The following is an 18,761-nucleotide window of genomic DNA, read 5'->3' on the forward strand; positions in this document are numbered from 1 at the left end:
ACCCATCAAGCGCTGCGGCAGCTGCGGCGCACCTGTCCACCAAGAGCCCGACGAGGGCGAAGGCCTGCCTTGCGGGCATTGAAGGAGAAAACATGAGCAATACCGATCAAAAGGAATGCTGGTCAATTGACGGCGAGGAATTCAACTACGGCAGCCTGGGCAATCTGCTGAACGCACGGGGCGATGAAGTTCGCCCAGGACACAAGGTATGGCGCGGCACAGCCAAACGCCCAGCCATGGCCGACTTTGTGGATGCCGACAGCGTGATTGAAGACATTGCCGCGCAGGCCAACGACTTTGGAGGCGAATACGCGGATGGCTACCCGGAAGTGTCCCCAGAGCACAAGGCAAAACTGCAGGCCCTGCTGGAGCAGTGGCTTGCCGAATGCCCATCGCCACGCTTCTACCAAGTCACCAATGCCGTGCCTTATGTGCTGACTGATAGCGATTTCACCCAAGAGCAGCTGGCCGAAATCACAGCGCAAGAAGAAGACGACACCACCGGCAAACCAGCCTGAGCACGGGAAAACCAAGCCATGAGCCGCCGTAAACGCACCCGGCGCGACCGCCGCGCCCCCATCCCGGACTTTGATGAACCCCAGCCCCGCCAAGTCGGGGCTTTCTTTTTGGAGGCGCCATGAAACACCACGACCCAGCAGCCAAGCATGCCGCCGCACCTGAAGTGCGCATCACGATAGAGCCTGAATGGGTTCTGGCCTCGAAGTACGAAGAACTCACGGGCACCACTCCCAACGCCGTCCACCAGCGCCGCAAAGAAGGTGTCTGGCTTGATGGAACGCACTGTGCAGTGATTGCACGGCGCCTTTATGTCAACGTGAAGGAAGCAGACAAATGGATAAGAAGCCAAGTCTCTCAACGCCAACGGGCATATTAATTCGCCAGATGGCATCAGGCCCACGCATTCAAGTGGCCTTTACCTGGGAGGGCAAGCAGTGCCGAGAGCTGCTTCCGCCCTGCCCGATCAACAAGGGTTCGTTGCAGTACGCCGCCAACCTGCGCGGCGAGATCCTGCGACGGATTGCAGATGGGAAATTCGTCTACAAAGAGTATTTCCCTGAGAGCACCAGAGCCAGGAAGCGCGCCATCAACTCCAGCCTGATGGAGGAGCTGCTTTACAAGCAGCTGCAGCTCTATCAAAAGCAGGTTGAGAACGGGAAGATGTCACCCGCAACCTTCGCAGGGTACAAAAAGAGCCTCACCGGAGAACGTATGCAGCGCTGGCACGGCATGGAGCTGCACGAGGTGACACCAGTCCTGCTGCGAGACTGGATCAGCAGCATGGACTGCACCGCCAAGGCCATTCGCAACATGCTGACGCCGCTGCGCTCAGTGTTTGAAGATGCCCTCAATGACGGGCTTGTCGTGAGCAACCCGTTTGACCAAATCGCCTTGGCCAAGCTGATTCGGCAAAACAGCAAGTCCAGCGACTACGTGATTGAGCCCTTCAGCCAAGCAGAGCGCGAAGCGATTTTGGCGGCCTGCCGGGACGATGAACGCCCCACCTTCCAGTTCTGGTTCAACACCGGTCTGCGCCCTGGTGAGCTGCAGGCGCTCGAGTGGCACCACATTGACTTGGCGAAAGCAACCGCCCGCATCGAGCTCAACCAGGTTGTAGGGGTAATCAAGAGCCCCAAAACAGCGGCCGGGGTTCGTGTCGTAGACCTCAATGCCGATGCAATCGCGGCCCTTGAAGCGCAAAAACCGATCAGCATGCAGCGCGGTCAGCGGGTTTTTCTCAATCCACGGACCCTGGCGCCCTGGTCTACAGACGCGCAAGTGCGAAAAACAGCCTGGCTGCCGATCATGGAGCGTTCGGGGATCAAGTACCGGAACCCGTACCAAATCCGGCACACCTACGCCTCAACCATGCTGACTGCAGGCGCCAATCCTTGGTACGTGGCCAGCCAGTTGGGGCACGAAGACGTAGAGATGGTCTTCCGCACCTATGGAAAGTTCATCCGGGAAGACTTCCAAAAACCCAAGCCAGCACCGCAACTCGCCAAGTGATCGGTGCGAAACCGGTGCGATTTCCGTGCGAATCCCGGTGTGAATCTGGTGTGAAATCGGTGTGAATTCAGCACCACGAAGCACAAGAAAACGGGCAAAAACAAAGGCCACACGGTGATTTCTCACTGTGTGGCCTTGTGGTGGATGGTGGAGCTGGCGGGAATTGAACCCGCGTCCGCAAGCCTTCGTCAGGCAGATCTACATGTTTAGTGTTCTGATTTTTAATCTCGCCCTGTATGCCGCGCAGACACACGCTTCAAACAAGGCCAGCACCCTTGAATCTTGCCCAATACCAAGGTGCCCGGTACCAAGCCAGCTGATGTGAATTCCCTTGCAGCCGAGAGGTATTGCTACCCCTTTGCCCAGCCCATCAGCGTGCTGTTGCAAGGCTCACCGGATTTAAGCGGCGAGTGCGAAACGTTCGTCGTTTGCAGTTAGTTTTTTGAATGGAGATTTACGAGCATCACTCAAGCTCGACATGCACCACACTGATCCCGAACCCACGTCGAAACCAGGACAGCCCCATGAACGTTATTCTAATTCAATCCTAGAAAGCGTGTTAGCTCCAAGGGCGAGTCAATCACAGCATCCGGTGCCCAGGCTGCAACGGAGTCCACACCACCCAGGTAACCATATGAGGCCGCTACAGCCTTCATCCCAGCGGCACGGGCCGCGACCATATCGCGTTCATCATCACCCACATAGATGCATCGACCAGGATCAACGCCCAAGCGTTGAGCAGCTTCCAGCAAAGGGGCAGGATGCGGCTTTGAATAGGCCGTGGTATCGCCACAGATCACCGCACCAGAACTTGCCAGAACTGAGATAGAACGCGCGATGGGCAAAGCAAAGCGCTCTGCTTTATTGGTCACAATCCCCCAGGGCAATGCATTCGCCGTCAAATCCTGTAGCAGAGATTCGACCCCAGAGAATAGTTGGGAATGATGCCCCATACAGCGTTCGTAAGCCCTAAAGAACTCTTCCCTCAGCACATTGAAATCATCGGCTTCCGGCGTGATGCCCAAGGCAATCCGCAACATCCCGCGCGCACCGGTACCTACGAAAGGACGATAGTGCGAATGTTCCAAAGGATGCAGGCCACGATCAATGCGCAGCTGATTGGCTGCGAAGCCAAGATCGGGGGCACTATCGAGCAACGTACCGTCTAGATCAAACAGTACCGCATCGACTTGATGCAACTTCGGACTCATACGTGGGAGCGGCGCGTGGCCAGCATGTAGTTCACACTGCAATCCTCGTTAAGCCAGTAGCGCCCCGTCAACGGGTTGTGCTGCAGACCTCTGGAATGCGTCACAGCAAGCCCGGCCCGACGGCAGAAACCAGCCATTTCACTGGGCTTCAAGAATTTCTCAAATTCATGCGTGCCCTTGGGCAACATATTCAGTACATATTCCGCTGCCACAATCGCCAAGCCATAGGATTTGAGATTGCGATTGATGGTGGAGAAAAACACCCAGCCACCCGGCTTGACCAGTTGAGCGCAGGCCTGCACCACCGATGCAGGATCTGGCACATGCTCCAGCATTTCCATACAGGTCACCACGTCGAAGCTGGCGGGACGCTCTGCCGCCAGAGCTTCAACGGGCACCTCACGGTACTGGATATTGGGAGTTCCCGTCTCCAAGGCATGGAGCTGCGCGACACGCAAGGACTTGGTCGCCAGATCAATCCCCGTCACATGGGCGCCTTTGCGCGCCATGGAATCCGCCAGAATACCGCCACCGCAGCCCACATCCAGCACCTGCTTGCCCTGGAGCGAGGCCAACTCGTCAATCCATCCCAAGCGTAATGGATTGATCATGTGCAGCGGCTTGAACTCGCTTTCCATGTCCCACCAGTGGTGGGCGAGGCTCGAGAATTTTTCCAGCTCAGCTGGATCCACATTGATCGAATCGGTCATGGAAGTGATTGTGCTACGAGTTCAAGACAGAAATAAAAAAGCCCCGTGACCGGGGCTTTTTGACGCAATCTGCGAAAGATTACTTGCGGGTACCGACCACTTCGATTTCCACGCGACGGTTCTTGGCGCGGCCATCCTTGGTCTTGTTGTCGGCCACGGGCTGCTTTTCGCCCTTGCCTTCGGTGTACACGCGGCTCTTGTCGATGCCCTTGGACTCCAGGTAAGCCTTCACAGCTTGAGCACGGCGCTCGGACAGCTTCTGGTTGTAAGCATCGGAACCCACGGAGTCGGTGTGACCGACAGCCACGATCACTTCCAGGTTGATGCCTTGCACCTTGGACACCAGATCGTCCAACTTAGCCTTGCCTTCGGGCTTCAGCACAGCCTTGTCGAAGTCAAAGAAAGCGTCAGCAGCAAAAGTCACCTTCGAAGCCACAGCAGGAGCTGGAGCAGCAGCGGCAGCTGGAGCAGCAGCGGCTGGAGCAGGAGCGGCAGCCTTCACCAGAGCACCGTCGCAGCCTTCAGCGGCTGTAGCAGGTGTCCAGTTGGCATCGCGCCAGCACAGTTCGTTGGTGCCGTTCTTCCACACCAGTTCGCCGGTGCCGTTTTGCCAGTTGTCGATGGCCTTGCCGCCGTCGGCAGCCTTCACTTGAGCGCCAGCTGCAGTTGCCAGAGCGGCGGAAGCAAAAAGGATCGCTACTTTGTTCAGTTTCTTCATGGTTCTCCTCTTGGGGATTAAGCCGCAGCCGAGCTGCGAAATTCATGCACGTCATCAGTGACTATCACCAAGAACGCTGGAAATCATTGTGCCATACGGAATATTCGATTGGCTCGCTAGCCCTGGTGCTTGAGGTAGGACAAAAGCCTAATGCCGGTGAGATGTTGCCCATCAGCAACAATACATTCCTTCTAAAATGGCCTACTTCGTCGTCATTGCACAACCCTGCACCACTACATGACCCAGTTTGCCAAAGAAACCTTGCCTATCAGCCTAGAAGAGGAGATGCGCCGCAGCTACCTTGATTACGCCATGAGCGTGATTGTGGGGCGCGCCCTCCCCGATGCGCGCGATGGCTTGAAGCCTGTGCATCGACGCGTGCTGTATGCAATGCACGAACTGAACAACGATTGGAACCGCCCGTACAAGAAGTCGGCGCGTATCGTCGGGGACGTGATCGGTAAGTACCACCCGCACGGCGACAGTGCGGTGTACGACACTATCGTGCGCATGGCGCAGGATTTCTCGCTGCGCCACATGCTGGTCGACGGCCAGGGCAACTTCGGCTCGGTCGACGGCGACAGTGCGGCGGCGATGCGTTACACGGAAATCCGCCTGTCCAAGATCGCCCACGAAATGCTGGGTGACATCGACAAGGAAACCGTCGACTTCGGCCCCAACTACGACGGCTCCGAAAGTGAGCCGCTGACGCTGCCCGCGCGCCTGCCCAATCTGCTGGTCAACGGCTCGGCCGGTATTGCCGTGGGCATGGCCACCAACATCCCGCCCCACAACCTGAATGAGGTGGTGGACGCCTGCCTGCACCTGCTGCGCAACCCCGACGCCAGCGTGGACGACCTGATGGAAATCGTGCCCGCGCCCGACTTCCCCACGGCCGGCGTCATCTACGGCATCAACGGTGTCAAGGAAGGCTACCGCACGGGCCGTGGCCGCATCGTGATGCGCGCCAAGGTGCACTTCGAGGACATCGACCGCGGTCAGCGCCAGGCGATCATCGTCGACGAGCTGCCCTACCAGGTGAACAAAAAGACCCTGCAGGAGCGCATGGCCGAGCTGGTGCACGAAAAGCGCATCGAAGGCATCAGCCACATCCAGGACGAGTCGGACAAGTCCGGCATGCGCCTGGTGATCGAGCTCAAGCGCGGCGAAGTGCCCGAGGTGGTGCTGAACAACCTCTACAAGCAGACGCAGTTGCAGGACACCTTCGGCGTCAACATGGTCGCACTGGTTGACGGCCAGCCCAAGCTGTGCAACCTCAAGGACCTGATCCAGGTGTTCCTGCAGCACCGCCGCGAGGTGGTGACCCGCCGCACCGTGTTCGAGCTGCGCAAGGCGCGCGACCGCGGCCACGTGCTAGAAGGCCTGGCCGTGGCGCTGGCCAACATCGATGACTTCATCGCCATCATCCGCAACGCCCCCACCCCCCCCGTGGCCAAGGCCGAGCTGATGACCCGCAGCTGGGACAGCAAGCTGGTGCGCGAGATGCTGACCCGCACCCGCGAAGACGGCGGCGTGGTGAATGCCGACGACTACCGCCCGGAATCGCTGGAGCGCGAATTTGGCCTGGGCCAGGATGGCCTGTACCGACTGTCAGACACGCAGGCCCAGGAAATCCTGCAGATGCGCCTGCAGCGCCTGACCGGCCTGGAGCAGGACAAGATCGTCGCCGAGTACCGCGAGATCATGTCCACCATCGAAGACCTACTGGACATCCTGGCCAAGCCCGAGCGCGTGTCCGTCATCATCGGTGACGAGCTGACCACCCTGAAGGCCGAATTCGGCCAATCCAAGCTGGGCGCACGCCGCTCCACCATCGAGTACAGCGCGCAGGATCTGTCCACCGAAGACCTGATCACGCCCACCGACATGGTGGTCACGCTCAGCCACACGGGCTACATCAAGAGCCAGCCGCTGTCCGAATACCGTGCGCAAAAGCGTGGCGGTCGCGGCAAGCAGGCCACAGCCACCAAGGAAGACGACTGGATCGACCAGCTGTTCATCGCCAACACGCACGACTACCTGCTGTGCTTCTCCAACCGCGGCCGCATGTACTGGCTCAAGGTCTGGGAAGTGCCCTCGGGCTCGCGCAACTCGCGCGGTCGCCCCATCGTCAACATGTTCCCGCTGCAGGACGGCGAGAAGATCAACGTGGTGCTGCCGCTGACCGGCGACAACCGCAGCTTCCCTGAAGACCACTACGTCTTCATGGCGACCAGCATGGGCACCGTCAAGAAGACGGCGCTGACCGAGTTCAGCAACCCGCGCAAGGCCGGCATCATCGCCGTGGGCCTGGATGAAGGCGACTACCTGATCGGTGCGGCGCTGACCGACGGCAAGCACGACGTGATGCTGTTCAGCGACGGCGGCAAGGCCGTGCGCTTTGACGAAAACGATGTGCGCCCCATGGGCCGCAATGCCCGCGGCGTGCGCGGCATGAACATCGACGACGGCCAGAGCGTGATCGCCATGCTGGTGGCCGAAGCCGACGACGGCTCGGGCAACGTCGAGCCCGGCGCGCAAAGCGTGCTGACCGCGACCGAAAACGGCTACGGCAAACGCACTCACATCAGCGAGTACACCCGCCACGGCCGCGGCACCAAGGGCATGATCGCAATCCAGCAGTCCGAGCGCAACGGCAAGGTCGTGGCCGCCACCCTGGTTGGTGCCGAGGACGAGATCATGCTGATCACCGACAAGGGCGTGCTGGTGCGCACCCGGGTCGCCGAGATCCGCGAGATGGGTCGCGCCACGCAGGGCGTGACGCTGATGGCCCTGGACGAAGGCGCCAAGCTGATTGGCCTGCAGCGCATCGCCGAGAACGATGCCACCGGCACCGACGGCGATGGCGACGGAGAGACGGACAACGGCGAGGCACCGCAGGCGCCCGCCGAGTCCTGAACCACGACACCCCACTGCGCAAGCTGTGGGGTGTTTTTTCGCCTAAGATCGTTTTTTTGATAGCTGCCAGCGCTCCCCTTTCGGCCGTTGGCGCGTGATTTGATTGCCCACCATGAAGCGCCCATTCAATTTCTCTGCCGGTCCCGCCGCCATCCCTGAAGAAGTCCTGCAGCAAGCTGCCGACGAGATGCTCAACTGGGGCGGCTCGGGCATGGGCGTGATGGAGATGAGCCACCGCGGCAAGGAATTCATCAGCATCTACGAGCGCGCCGAGGCCGACCTGCGCACGCTGCTGGCCGTGCCCGCCCACTTCCACATCCTGTTCATGCAGGGCGGCGGCCTGGCCGAGAACGCCATCGTGCCGCTGAACCTGTCCAAGGGCGGCACAGTGGACTTCGTGGTCACCGGCAGCTGGAGCCAGAAGTCCTTCAAGGAAGCCGGCAAGTACGCCCGCCAGCACCTGGCCGCCAGCGGCGAGGCCAGCGGCTTCACCAGCGTGCCCGACGCGGCCAGCTGGCAGCTGTCCCAAGACGCCGCCTACGTGCACCTGTGCAGCAACGAGACCATCCACGGCGTGGAGTTTCAGCAGCTGCCCGACCTGCAGGCCCTGGGCTGCGATGCACCGCTGGTGATCGATTTTTCGTCCAACGTCGCCTCGCGCCCGCTGGACTGGAGCCGCGTCGGCCTGGCCTTCGGCGGTGCGCAGAAGAACATCGGCCCCGCCGGACTGACCATCGTCATCGTGCGCGATGACCTGCTGGGCCAGGCGCTGGACATCTGCCCCTCGGCCTTCAACTACAAGACCGTGGCCGACAACCAGTCCATGTTCAACACGCCCCCGACCTGGGGCATCTACATGGCGGGCCTCACCTTCCAGTGGCTGCTGCGCCAGACCGAGGGCGACCTGCACGGCGTGGACGCCATGGAAGCGCGCAACCGCGCCAAGGCCGAACTGTTCTACCAGTACCTGGACAACTCGCAGCTGTACCTGAACAAGGTGGATGCCGCCTACCGCTCGCGCATGAACATCCCCTTCTTCCTGCGCGACGAAAGCCGCAACGACGCCTTCCTGGCCGGCGCCAAGGCCGCCGGCCTGCTGCAGCTCAAGGGCCACAAGTCCGTGGGCGGCATGCGTGCCAGCCTGTACAACGCCATGCCGCTGGCGGGCGTGCAGGCCCTAGTGGCCTACATGCAGGAATTCGAGCGCACCAGCGCCTGAGCCTGCCCCGGCGCCCCTCGCACGGGACATACATAAAAATGAGCTGTCAGCGCTTGATGGTTCAAGGTTTCAGAGACTTTTCCACCTGAACCGCTTGAAACACGTGCGCAGACAGCTCTGAATTTTGAGGATGCCATGAGCACAGAACCGCAAGCCAGCCCCGAGCTGCTGAAGCTGCGCAACGAAATCGACAGCCTGGACCGCCAGCTGCTGAGCCTGGTGAACCAGCGCGCCCATGTGGCCGAGCAGGTCGGCGAGCTGAAGAAGCAGGAAGGCACGGCCTTCTTCCGCCCCGACCGCGTGGCCCAGGTCATCGAGAAGATCAAAAGCAACAACCCCGGCCCGCTCAAGGGTGCGCACGTGGCCGCCATCTGGCGCGAGATCATGTCCGCCTGCCTGGCGCTCGAATCGCCCCAGCGCGTGGCCGTGCTCGGCCCGGAAGGCACCTTCACCGAGGAAGCCGCCGTGCAGTACTTCGGCGGTGCCGCCGACTTCCTGTACTGCAACACCTTTGAGGAAGTCTTCCACGCCACGGCCGCCGGCAGCGCCCAGTACGGCGTGGTCGGCGTCGAGAACTCCACCGAGGGCGTGGTCAACCGCACGCTGGACATGTTCCGCAACACGCCCTGCCACATCGTGGGCGAGGTCAGCCTGCTGATCCGCCACCACCTGCTGCGCAGCACGAATGCGCTGGAAGGCATCGAGGTCGTGGCCGCCCACCCCCAGGCCCTGGCGCAATGCCACGCCTGGCTGTCCAAGCACCTGCCGCACGCCGAGCGCCGCCCGGTCGAGAGCAACGCCGAGGGCGCGCGCCTGGCGGCCCTGCACCCCACCTGGGCCGGCATCAGCAGCGAGCGCGCCGCCCAGCAGTTCGGCCTGCACATCGTCAGCCACGCCATCCAGGACGATGCCTACAACCGCACGCGCTTTGCCATCATCTGCCTGCCGCACACCCTGGCCACACCGGCGCCCACGGGCAAGGACTGCACCAGCCTGGTCATCTCCGTGCCCAACCGCCCCGGTGCCGTGCACGACCTGCTAGTGCCGCTGAAGAAGCACGGCGTGTCCATGACGCGCTTTGAGTCGCGCCCGGCCCGCACCGGCCAGTGGGAGTATTACTTCTACATCGACCTGGAGGGCCACCCCGCCCAGCCCCACGTGGCCCAGGCCCTGCAAGAGCTGCAAGCGCTGTCCGCCTTCTACAAGGTACTGGGGACCTACCCCGTGCCGGCGTGAGGAGGCTGCATGTTTGAACAGTTAGGCCTGATCGGCTGCGGCCTGATGGGCGGCTCCTTCGCCCTGGCGCTGAAGAAAGCCGGCCTGGTCCAGCGCGTGGTGGGCTACAGCAAGTCCCCCACCACCACGGCCCGCGCCCTGCAGATGGGCGTGATCGATGTCGAGGCGCCCTCCGCCCTGCTGGCCGCCGCCGGCGCCGACCTGGTGCTGCTGGCCGTACCCGTGGGGGCGACCGAGGCCACGCTCAAGTCCATCAAGCACCTGGTCACGCCCGAGATGCTGATCATGGACGTCGGCTCCACCAAAGCCGACGTGGTGCAGGCCGCGCGCAACGCGCTGGGCAGCCAGATTGCCAGCTTTGTGCCCGCCCACCCCAACACCGGCAAGGAAGTGGCCGGCGTGGAGCACGCCGACGCCGAGCTATACCGCGGCGCCAAGGTCATCCTGACCCCCACCGAGCGCACACTGACCAGCCACCTGCACAAGGCCGAAGCCCTGTGGCAGGCCCTGGGCTGCGACGTGCGCAGCATGTCGCCCGAGACGCACGACGCCGCCTTCGCCACCGTCAGCCACCTGCCCCACATGCTGGCCTTTGCAATGATGCACAGCGTCATCGGCCAGCCCCAGGCCGATGCCTTCCTGAGCGTCGCCGGCCCCGGTTTTCGCGACTTCACGCGCATCGCCGCCGGCGATCCGGCCATGTGGCGCGACATCCTGCTGGCAAACAAGGACGAGGTGCTGGCTCAGGCCCAGCATTTCCAGCGCGCCCTGCAGGCCTTCGAGCAGGCGCTGCACACGGGCGACGCCCAGGCCCTGGAGGCCATGATCACCCTGGCCAGCACCGCGCGGGCGCAATGCCGTTTCCTTCCGCCTGCTGCCACCACGCCCACGGCCTGAACCTTTGAATTTCACGCATGTACCAGACCGCCTTTCTTGACCTGCCCCACCTGGCCACCGCCAGCGGCAGCGTGCAACTGCCCGGCTCCAAAAGCATTTCCAACCGCGTGCTGCTGCTGGCCGCCCTGAGTTCCGGCACCACCACCATCCACGACCTGCTGGACTCGGACGACACCCGCGTCATGCTGGCCGCGCTGCGCGAGCTGGGCTGCCAGGTCACGCCCGCCCAGGTCACCCCGGGCCAGCCGGTGCAGATCACCGGCATCGACGGCGCCCTGCCCAACAATGCGCGCGCGCAGCTGTTCCTGGGCAATGCCGGCACCGCCATGCGCCCGCTGACGGCGGCCCTGGCCGTGCTGGGTGGCCACTTCGAGATGACCGGCGTGCCGCGCATGTACGAGCGCCCCATCGGCGATCTGGTCGACGCCCTGCGCCAGTTGGGCTGCCACATCGACTACCTGGGCAACCCCGGCTATCCGCCCCTGCGCATCGGCCAGCCCAACTTCAGCCAGCTGGGCGATGCCCCCATCGCCGTGCGTGGCGATGTCTCCAGCCAGTTCCTGACCGCGCTGCTGATGGCCCTGCCCCTGCTGGCCAGCGACAGCGACATCTGCATCGAGGTGGTGGGCGAACTGATCTCCAAGCCCTACATCCACATCACGCTGGAGCTGCTGGCGCGCTTTGGTATCACCGTGCGCAACGAGGGCTGGCAGCGCTTCGTGATTCCAGCCGGCAGCCGCTACCAGTCGCCCGGCGACATCCACGTCGAGGCCGACGCCTCCTCCGCCAGCTATTTCATAGCACTCGGCGCCATCGCCACGGGCGCTGGCGGCCAAAATGGCATCCAAGTGCTGGGCGTGGGCCAGGACTCCATCCAGGGCGACATCCGCTTTGTCGAAGCCGCCCAGGCCATGGGCGCCCAGGTGACCAGCGGCCCCAACTGGCTGCACATCACGCGCGGCGCCTGGCCCCTGAAGGCCATCGACCTGGACTGCAACCACATCCCCGACGCGGCCATGACCCTGGCCAGCATGGCCCTGTACGCCGACAGCACCACCACGCTGCGCAACATCGCCAGCTGGCGCGTGAAGGAGACCGACCGCATCGCCGCCATGGCCACCGAGCTGCGCAAGCTGGGCGCCACGGTGGAGGAAGGCGCGAACTTCCTCCGCATCACCCCCCCTGCCACGGCGGCCGACTGGCGTGCCGCCAGCATCCACACCTACGACGACCACCGCGTGGCCATGTGCTTCTCGCTGGCGGCCTTCAACCCCGCCGGCCTGCCGGTGCGCATCGAAGACCCCAAGTGCGTGGCCAAGACCTTCCCGGACTATTTCGAGGCCTTCTTCGGCGTGGCCCAGGCCTCGCGCCCCACCCCTGTGATCTGTATCGACGGCCCCACGGCCTCGGGCAAGGGCACCATCGCCGGCCTGGTGGCCGAACGCCTGGGCTTTGCGCTGCTGGACTCGGGCGCCCTCTACCGCATCACCGGCCTGGCCGCCTCGCGCGCCGGCATCGCGCTGACCGAAGACAACGCCCCGGCGATCGCCGACCTGATCCGCCGCTCCCACATCGGCTTCACGCCCGATCAGCGCGTGCTGCTGGACGGCGAGGACATCTCACTGGCCATCCGCACCGAGGACGCCAGCATGAACGCCTCGCGCGTGGCCGTCTTCCCCGCCGTGCGCGAGGCCCTGCTGCAGGTGCAGCGCGATTTCCGGCGGCTGCCCGGCCTGGTCGGCGATGGCCGCGACATGGGCACCGTGATCTTCCCTGACGCCCCGCTGAAGGTCTACCTGACGGCCACCGCCGAGTGCCGTGCCGAACGCCGCTACAAGCAATTGATTTCCAAAGGGCTTTCTGCTAACATGGCAGACCTTTTGGCGGACCTTCAGGCCCGCGATGCCCGCGACATGAATCGCGCTGCAGCGCCCTTGAAACCCGCAGAAGACGCCCTTCACCTGGACAACTCCGAAGGCACGATTGAGCAAGCCGTGCAGCAGATCTTGACCTGGTGGGAGCAGCGCCAGCCTTTTGCGCCCCGCGCTTGAGACTGGCACCCGGCCCGCACACCACATTCGCGCCGTTGACGCACTGGTGATGCGGTTTGCAACCCTTTAACCCCGCAGGTTTTGCCTGCACCTCCGCCTACAGCCTTAAAAACGCGCAGCAATGGTGCTGCCGGAAATCTGTAAGCGGGTAAGGATCTACATGTCTGAATCTTTTGCCGCCCTTTTCGAAGAATCGTTGCAACGCACTGAAATGCGTCCCGGCGAAGTCATTACCGCTGAAGTCGTGCGCGTTGAGCACAACTTCGTGGTGGTGAACGCTGGCCTGAAGTCGGAAGCCTATGTGCCAATCGACGAGTTCAAGAACGACCAGGGCGAAATCGAAGTCCAAGTGGGTGACTTCGTGTCCGTGGCCATCGGCTCGATCGAAAACGGCTATGGTGACACCATCCTGTCGCGCGACACCGCCAAGCGTCTGGCCTCCTGGCTGTCGCTGGAAAAGGCGCTGGAATCCGGCGAATTCGTGACCGGCACCACCTCCGGCAAGGTCAAGGGCGGCCTGACCGTTCTGGTCAACGGCATCCGCGCATTCCTGCCCGGTTCGCTGATCGACACACGTCCCGTCAAGGATCTGACTCCTTACGAGAACAAGACCATGGAATTCAAGGTCATCAAGCTGGACCGCAAGCGCAACAACGTTGTGCTCTCGCGTCGCGCTGTGGTGGAAGCCTCCATGGGCGAAGAGCGCGCCAAGCTGATGGAAACTCTGAAGGAAGGCGCCATCGTGCAAGGCGTGGTCAAGAACATCACCGAATACGGTGCGTTCGTGGACCTGGGCGGCATCGACGGCCTGCTGCACATCACCGACATGGCATGGCGCCGCGTGCGTCACCCTTCCGAAGTGGTGACCGCTGGCCAGGAAATCACTGCCAAGATCCTGAAGTTCGACACCGAGAAGAACCGCGTGTCCTTGGGTCTGAAGCAAATGGGCGACGACCCATGGATGGGTGTGGCTCGCCGCTATCCTTCCAACACCCGCCTGTTCGGCAAGGTCACGAACATTGCCGACTACGGCGCATTCGTGGAACTGGAACCCGGCATCGAAGGCCTGGTGCACGTTTCCGAAATGGACTGGACCAACAAGAACATCGCTCCTTCCAAGCTGGTTTCGCTGGGTGACGAAGTGGAAGTGATGGTTCTGGAAATCGACGAAGACAAGCGTCGCATCTCCCTGGGCATGAAGCAATGCAAGGCCAACCCTTGGCAAGAATTTGCTCAGAACACCAAGCGCGGCGACCGCGTGAAGGGCCCCATCAAGTCCATCACCGACTTCGGCGTGTTCGTGGGTCTGGCGGCCGGTATCGACGGCCTGGTGCACCTGTCTGACCTGTCTTGGAACGAAACCGGCGAAGCCGCCGTGCGTAACTACAAGAAGGGCCAGGAAGTCGAAGCCATCGTGTTGGGCGTGGACGTCGAGCGCGAGCGCATCTCCCTGGGCATCAAGCAGCTGGACAGCGACCCCTTCACCACGTTCGCTACCGTGAACGACAAGGGCCAGATCGTGACCGGCAAGGTCAAGACCGTGGACCAGCGTGGCGCTGAAATCGATCTGGGCGACGACATCGTGGGTTACCTGCGCGTGTCCGAACTGTCCCGCGATCGCGTGGAAGATGCCCGTTCCGTGCTGAAGGAAGGCGACGAAGTGACCGCCGTGGTGATCAACGTGGATCGCAAGACCCGCAACATCCAGCTGTCCATCAAGCAAAAGGACATGGCTGAGCAGCAAGAAGCCATGGCTTCCCTGTCGGCCCAGTCCTCCAAGGAAAATGCCGGCACCACCAGCCTGGGCGCCCTGCTGCGCGCCAAGCTGGACGCTGACAAGTAAAGTCTGCACCTGATTCACAGGTAGCAAGACCCCGGCGGGCGCTGTCACGGCGCCCGCCGTCTTTTCCAGGTACTGCTTGGGATAATTGCTTCATGACCCGATCTGACTTAGTTGAAGAGCTGGCCGCACGTTTTGCCCAACTCACACAGCGCGATGCCGAGCACGCCGTCAAAACCATCCAAGATGCCGTGAGCGATGCCCTGGTGCATGGCCAACGCATCGAGATCCGTGGCTTTGGCAGCTTCTCCGTGTCTCGCCGCCCTGCGCGCATTGGCCGCAATCCCCGCAGCGGTGAATCGGTCCACATCCCCGAAAAGCGGGTGCCGCATTTCAAACCCGGCAAGGCCTTGCGCGAAGCCGTGGACTTCCAGGGCACACCTGCCACCACCCCGACCGCAGACTGACGTCCTGCGCGCGACATCCCCACCAATTGCCCGCCTGCCGCCCTGTGCGCCTAAAATCCAGGGCAACAAGGAAGGGCTCGCATGAAATACCTGCTGTGGCTGCTCAAGGCGGCCATTTTTTTCACCCTGTTCGCCTTCGCGCTCAACAACCAGCAAACCGCCACCGTGCACTTTTTCTTTGGCACGCAGTGGCAGGCACCGCTGGTACTGGTGGTGCTGGCGGCCTTTGTCGGCGGATTGATCGCCGGCGTGTTGGTGATGGTGCCGCGTTGGTGGAAACAGCGCAGCACGGCCGCCAAGCTCAGCCAGACCGCGACCGAACCCGAAACGCAGGCCGCAGCGCCCGCCCCCGCCGAACCACTCCCCCCGACGATCCATGGAATTTGACCTCAGCTGGATTCTGCTTGGCCTGCCCGTGGCTTTCGCCCTCGGCTGGCTGGCCTCGCGCATGGATTTGCGCCAGGTGCGCCAGGACAACCGCCAGGCGCCGAAGGCTTATTTCAAAGGCCTGAACTTCCTGCTCAACGAGCAGCAGGACAAGGCCATCGACGCCTTCATCGAAGCCGTGCAGAACGACCCCGAGACCGCGGACCTGCACTTCGCCCTGGGCAATCTGTTCCGTCGCCGCGGTGAATACCACCGCGCCGTGCGCGTGCACGAACACCTGCTGTCGCGCGCCGACCTGGGCAAGGACGACCGCGAACGCGCCCAGCACGGCCTGGCCCAGGACTTTCTGAAGGCGGGCCTGCTGGACCGCGCCGAAGAAGCGCTGCGCCGCCTGGAAGGCACGGCCTACGAGGCCGAAGCCCGCCTGGCCCTGCTGGCCATCTACGAACGCTCGCGCGACTGGGTGCAGGCGGCCGAGATCGCGCGCCGCATGCAGGCCGCCAACCAGGGCGACTTCAGCGGCCGCCTGGCGCACTACCTGTGCGAACAGGCGACCGAGCAGGCCAGCCACGCCCAGCTGGACACCGCCAGCCAGCTGCTGCACGAGGCCGTGCGCACGGCCCCGCAGACCCCACGCCCACGCATCGAGTTGGCACGCATCCAGCACCGCCTGAGCCAGTCGCACGACGCCTGGAAGACGCTGGAGGAACTGGCCCAGACCACGCCCCAGGGCCTGCCGCTGGCCGTGCCGTTGATGCTGGAGGTGGCGGCCGCCACGGGCCAGCAGGCCGCGGCGGCGCAACTGCTGCGCGCGCGCTACGCCCAATCGCCCTCGCTGGATCTGCTGGATGCCCTGGTGGCGCTGAACACCACGCCCACCGAAGGCCAGGGCGATCGCCGCGATTGGTACGTGCACCACCTGGGCCTGGAGCCCTCGCTGGTCGCAGCCACCAAATGGCTGGCCGGTGAACCCCTGACGCACGAAGAGCACCACCCCGCCGTGCAAAAGGCGCTGGAGCACGCCAGCAAGCCCCTGAGCCGCTACCGCTGCGCCGCCTGCGGCTTCGAGGCACGCCAGCACTTCTGGCACTGCCCGGGCTGCCAGAGCTGGGACAGCTACCCCGCCCGCCGCGTCGAAGAGCTGTAAGCCGTACCATCCTCCGGCAAGAAAAAGAGAGCTGTCCGCGCTGTTATCACGAGCATTTCAGATGCATAAGCATATGAAACCGTGAATTGACCAGTGCAGACAGCTCTCTTTTTTTCAGCCTCCACACGCAGTGATTGTGCGTATGCTGCTGCCATGGAACGCACCCCCACCCTGCTCATCGTCTACCACACGCACACCGGCGGCACCCGCCAGATGGCCGAAGCCGTGCGCCAGGGCGCGCAACAGGCACAGCCCGAAGTCGATGTGCGCCTGCTGCACGCCCGCGACGCCGGTCCGCAGGATGTGCTGCAGGCCGACGGCTATGTCTTCGCCACCCCGGAGAACCTGGCGGCCATCAGTGGCCTGCTGAAGGATTTCTTCGACCGCAGCTATTACGCAGTCCTGGACCGCATTAATGGCCGTCCCTACGCCACCCTGGTCTGTGCGGGCAGCGACGGCAGCAACGCCGCCCGCCAGATCGCCCGCATTGCCACGGGCTGGCGCCTCAAGCCCGTGGCCGAGCCCCTGATCGTCTGCACCCACGCCCAGACACCCGAGGCGATTGCTACCCCCAAACAACTCAGTGCGGCCGCGCTGGAACCCTGCCAGGCCCTGGGCGCAGCCCTGGCCAGCGGCCTGTACCTGGGCATTTTCTAGCCCATCTCCACCCCATCCCCAGGCCATCGACCGCACGATGGCCCACAGCGCCAGCCACTGGGCGCCACGCCCGCCGCGCTGGTGCATAGTCACACCCCATGCAATCGAACACCTTTTTTGCACCCCACCTGCGGCTGGTCGGCATGGCCGTGTGTGGGGCGCTTCCTGGCCTGCGGGGCGCATCATCGCCCAATCCATGCCCCCTCTGGCGGGCGCCTGCCTGCGTTTCGCACTGGCTGCGCTGGTGCTGATTCCCTGGATGTACTGGGCCGGCGGCTTTGCCCAGCTGCGGCACTGGAGCCCCCAGCGCTGGCTGGGCATGCTGGCAGCCGGTGCCACCGGCGTCTTTGGCTACGCGGCGTTCTTCCTGTCGGGCCTGCAGCACCTGCCGGCTGGCAAGGCGGCCCTGGTGATCACCCTGAATCCAGTCATGACCTTGCTGATGGCCGCCTGGCTGTTCAAGGAACGCCTGAACCCCACGATTGCCATCGGCATGCTGCTGGCCGTGGTGGGCGCGGTGGTCGTGATCTCGCACGGGCAACCGCTGGGCATTCTGCAAGGCAGCATCGGCCTGGGTGAGCTGCTGATTCTGGGCTGCGTGGTGTGCTGGGTGCTGTACACCCTCATCGGCCGCTGGATGCTGACCGGCGTGGACGCCCTGTCCACCACCGCCGTCACCAGCACCATCGGCGCCGCCATGCTGCTGGCGGCCAGCCTGATCGTCGAAGGCCCTGGCAGCCTGGGCCTGGTCTGGCACAGCGATGGCACCGCCTGGGGCGCCCTGCTGTTCCTGGCCTTTGGCGCCACCGCGCTGGCCTATGCCTGGTACTTCGACGGCGTCAAGGCCCTGGGTGCGGGCGCGGCCTCGGGCTACATCACCCTGGTGCCACTGTTCGGCGTACTGATCTCGGCACTGCTGCTGGGCGAAACCATCGATACACCCATGCTGGTGGGCGGCGCCATGGCGATTGCCGGCACCGCGGTCATGACCTGGGGACGCCGCTAACCGCTGAGGCCTTGCACAGCGCCAGCCCGGGCGCTGCGCACGCACATCCAAGTCGTGCACACCAGACGCAAGGCAGCAAAAACGAAAGGGCTAGATCTTGCGATCTAGCCCTTCAATTTTGGTCGGAGCGGCGGGATTCGAACTCGCGACCCTCTGCTCCCAAAGCAGATGCGCTACCAGACTGCGCTACGCTCCGACAAGCTAAAAGTATAACTGATTTTTTCGGCACCAAAAAAACTGCGCCGCACTTTGGCACCCCTCATCGATGGGCGCACCGCGATGCCTTGCGGCTTGGCTGCATGCTGGTCTGTACCTGCCCGTGATTAAG

16 protein-coding genes, 1 tRNA gene, 1 other RNA gene and 1 pseudogene are annotated in these 18,761 nt (G+C 63.2%); 14 read left to right on the plus strand and 5 right to left on the minus strand.

What is annotated here, in order from left to right; genetic code table 11:
* Positions 1-92 precede the first annotated feature (92 nt).
* The 3 genes from CA2_RS17230 to CA2_RS11545 all read left to right on the plus strand — a co-directional run bounded on the left by CA2_RS17230 (position 93) and on the right by CA2_RS11545 (position 2,028).
* Positions 93-518 carry a hypothetical protein gene (locus CA2_RS17230; protein WP_052369924.1) on the plus strand — a complete coding sequence of 142 codons (426 nt, stop codon included), beginning with the start codon at positions 93-95 and terminating at the stop codon, positions 516-518.
* A gap of 119 nt (positions 519-637) precedes the next feature.
* Positions 638-895, plus strand: a complete 258-nt coding sequence (xisR, locus tag CA2_RS17585) for an excisionase family protein (RefSeq protein ID WP_169741471.1) — start codon at positions 638-640, stop codon at positions 893-895.
* Positions 853-2,028, plus strand: a complete 1,176-nt coding sequence (locus tag CA2_RS11545; RefSeq protein WP_042417075.1) for a site-specific integrase — start codon at positions 853-855, stop codon at positions 2,026-2,028. The genes xisR and CA2_RS11545 overlap by 43 nt, the downstream gene beginning before the upstream one ends.
* Before the next feature lie 145 nt (positions 2,029-2,173).
* Here the strand turns inward: CA2_RS11545 and ssrA are convergent.
* The 4 genes from ssrA to ompA form a co-directional block, all read right to left on the minus strand.
* Positions 2,174-2,552, minus strand: a transfer-messenger RNA (tmRNA) gene (gene ssrA / locus CA2_RS17590).
* A 12-nt stretch (positions 2,553-2,564) separates the two neighbouring features.
* A complete protein-coding gene (gene gph / locus CA2_RS17595; protein ID WP_081888975.1) occupies positions 2,565-3,239 on the minus strand; it encodes a phosphoglycolate phosphatase in 675 nt (224 codons plus the stop codon).
* A complete protein-coding gene (gene ubiG, locus CA2_RS11555) occupies positions 3,236-3,949 on the minus strand; it encodes a bifunctional 2-polyprenyl-6-hydroxyphenol methylase/3-demethylubiquinol 3-O-methyltransferase UbiG (RefSeq protein ID WP_042417083.1) in 714 nt (237 codons plus the stop codon). Before ubiG ends, gph begins: the two co-directional genes overlap by 4 nt.
* Before the next feature lie 79 nt (positions 3,950-4,028).
* Positions 4,029-4,667 (minus strand): outer membrane protein OmpA, encoded by a 639-nt coding sequence (gene ompA, locus CA2_RS11560; RefSeq protein WP_042417086.1) that lies wholly within the window; start codon positions 4,665-4,667, stop codon positions 4,029-4,031.
* Positions 4,668-4,904: 237 nt separating this feature from the next.
* Between ompA and gyrA the strand changes: the two genes are divergently transcribed.
* The 11 genes and pseudogenes from gyrA (at position 4,905) to CA2_RS11615 (ending at position 18,433) form a co-directional block, all read left to right on the plus strand.
* Entirely contained in the window at positions 4,905-7,586 is a 2,682-nt protein-coding gene (gyrA, locus tag CA2_RS11565; protein ID WP_042417089.1) for a DNA gyrase subunit A, read from the plus strand.
* A gap of 112 nt (positions 7,587-7,698) precedes the next feature.
* Positions 7,699-8,805 (plus strand): 3-phosphoserine/phosphohydroxythreonine transaminase, encoded by a 1,107-nt coding sequence (gene serC / locus CA2_RS11570; protein ID WP_042417093.1) that lies wholly within the window; start codon positions 7,699-7,701, stop codon positions 8,803-8,805.
* Between the two features lie 135 nt (positions 8,806-8,940).
* Complete coding sequence (gene pheA, locus CA2_RS11575; protein WP_042417096.1) at positions 8,941-10,041, plus strand: prephenate dehydratase; 1,101 nt, start codon at positions 8,941-8,943, stop codon at positions 10,039-10,041.
* Between the two features lie 9 nt (positions 10,042-10,050).
* The gene (locus CA2_RS11580) at positions 10,051-10,938 is read left to right on the plus strand and encodes a prephenate dehydrogenase (RefSeq protein ID WP_042417099.1); all 888 of its coding nucleotides are present in this window, start codon (positions 10,051-10,053) and stop codon (positions 10,936-10,938) included.
* A 17-nt stretch (positions 10,939-10,955) separates the two neighbouring features.
* Positions 10,956-12,989: a bifunctional 3-phosphoshikimate 1-carboxyvinyltransferase/cytidylate kinase gene (locus CA2_RS11585; RefSeq protein WP_042417101.1), complete on the plus strand. Its 2,034-nt coding sequence runs from the start codon at positions 10,956-10,958 to the stop codon at positions 12,987-12,989.
* 160 nt (positions 12,990-13,149) lie between these two features.
* Complete coding sequence (gene rpsA / locus CA2_RS11590) at positions 13,150-14,832, plus strand: 30S ribosomal protein S1 (RefSeq protein ID WP_042417105.1); 1,683 nt, start codon at positions 13,150-13,152, stop codon at positions 14,830-14,832.
* Between the two features lie 92 nt (positions 14,833-14,924).
* Entirely contained in the window at positions 14,925-15,236 is a 312-nt protein-coding gene (locus CA2_RS11595) for an integration host factor subunit beta (protein ID WP_042417108.1), read from the plus strand.
* 81 nt (positions 15,237-15,317) lie between these two features.
* Positions 15,318-15,623, plus strand: a complete 306-nt coding sequence (locus CA2_RS11600; RefSeq protein WP_042417109.1) for a LapA family protein — start codon at positions 15,318-15,320, stop codon at positions 15,621-15,623.
* Complete coding sequence (gene lapB, locus CA2_RS11605; protein ID WP_042417112.1) at positions 15,613-16,770, plus strand: lipopolysaccharide assembly protein LapB; 1,158 nt, start codon at positions 15,613-15,615, stop codon at positions 16,768-16,770. Before CA2_RS11600 ends, lapB begins: the two co-directional genes overlap by 11 nt.
* A gap of 153 nt (positions 16,771-16,923) precedes the next feature.
* Complete coding sequence (locus tag CA2_RS11610) at positions 16,924-17,427, plus strand: flavodoxin family protein (RefSeq protein ID WP_042417116.1); 504 nt, start codon at positions 16,924-16,926, stop codon at positions 17,425-17,427.
* 98 nt (positions 17,428-17,525) lie between these two features.
* Positions 17,526-18,433, plus strand: a pseudogene (locus CA2_RS11615) (DMT family transporter).
* Positions 18,434-18,552: 119 nt separating this feature from the next.
* Here the strand turns inward: CA2_RS11615 and CA2_RS11620 are convergent.
* A tRNA-Pro gene (locus CA2_RS11620) sits at positions 18,553-18,629 on the minus strand.
* Positions 18,630-18,761: the final 132 nt, after the last annotated feature.

The sequence above is a fragment of the Comamonas aquatica NBRC 14918 genome, assembly GCF_000739875.1.
Classification (GTDB): Bacteria; Pseudomonadota; Gammaproteobacteria; order Burkholderiales; family Burkholderiaceae_C; genus Comamonas; species Comamonas aquatica.

What these genes read in the sequence shown, in the direction of transcription:
- CA2_RS17230 (WP_052369924.1), top strand. Translation starts at nt 93, where the DNA reads ATGAGCAATACCGATCAAAAGGAATGCTGGTCAATTGACGGCGAGGAA.
- xisR (WP_169741471.1), top strand. Translation starts at nt 638, where the DNA reads ATGAAACACCACGACCCAGCAGCCAAGCATGCCGCCGCACCTGAAGTG.
- CA2_RS11545 (WP_042417075.1), top strand. Translation starts at nt 853, where the DNA reads ATGGATAAGAAGCCAAGTCTCTCAACGCCAACGGGCATATTAATTCGC.
- gph (WP_081888975.1), bottom strand. Translation starts at nt 3,239, where the DNA reads ATGAGTCCGAAGTTGCATCAAGTCGATGCGGTACTGTTTGATCTAGAC.
- ubiG (WP_042417083.1), bottom strand. Translation starts at nt 3,949, where the DNA reads ATGACCGATTCGATCAATGTGGATCCAGCTGAGCTGGAAAAATTCTCG.
- ompA (WP_042417086.1), bottom strand. Translation starts at nt 4,667, where the DNA reads ATGAAGAAACTGAACAAAGTAGCGATCCTTTTTGCTTCCGCCGCTCTG.
- gyrA (WP_042417089.1), top strand. Translation starts at nt 4,905, where the DNA reads ATGACCCAGTTTGCCAAAGAAACCTTGCCTATCAGCCTAGAAGAGGAG.
- serC (WP_042417093.1), top strand. Translation starts at nt 7,699, where the DNA reads ATGAAGCGCCCATTCAATTTCTCTGCCGGTCCCGCCGCCATCCCTGAA.
- pheA (WP_042417096.1), top strand. Translation starts at nt 8,941, where the DNA reads ATGAGCACAGAACCGCAAGCCAGCCCCGAGCTGCTGAAGCTGCGCAAC.
- CA2_RS11580 (WP_042417099.1), top strand. Translation starts at nt 10,051, where the DNA reads ATGTTTGAACAGTTAGGCCTGATCGGCTGCGGCCTGATGGGCGGCTCC.
- CA2_RS11585 (WP_042417101.1), top strand. Translation starts at nt 10,956, where the DNA reads ATGTACCAGACCGCCTTTCTTGACCTGCCCCACCTGGCCACCGCCAGC.
- rpsA (WP_042417105.1), top strand. Translation starts at nt 13,150, where the DNA reads ATGTCTGAATCTTTTGCCGCCCTTTTCGAAGAATCGTTGCAACGCACT.
- CA2_RS11595 (WP_042417108.1), top strand. Translation starts at nt 14,925, where the DNA reads ATGACCCGATCTGACTTAGTTGAAGAGCTGGCCGCACGTTTTGCCCAA.
- CA2_RS11600 (WP_042417109.1), top strand. Translation starts at nt 15,318, where the DNA reads ATGAAATACCTGCTGTGGCTGCTCAAGGCGGCCATTTTTTTCACCCTG.
- lapB (WP_042417112.1), top strand. Translation starts at nt 15,613, where the DNA reads ATGGAATTTGACCTCAGCTGGATTCTGCTTGGCCTGCCCGTGGCTTTC.
- CA2_RS11610 (WP_042417116.1), top strand. Translation starts at nt 16,924, where the DNA reads ATGGAACGCACCCCCACCCTGCTCATCGTCTACCACACGCACACCGGC.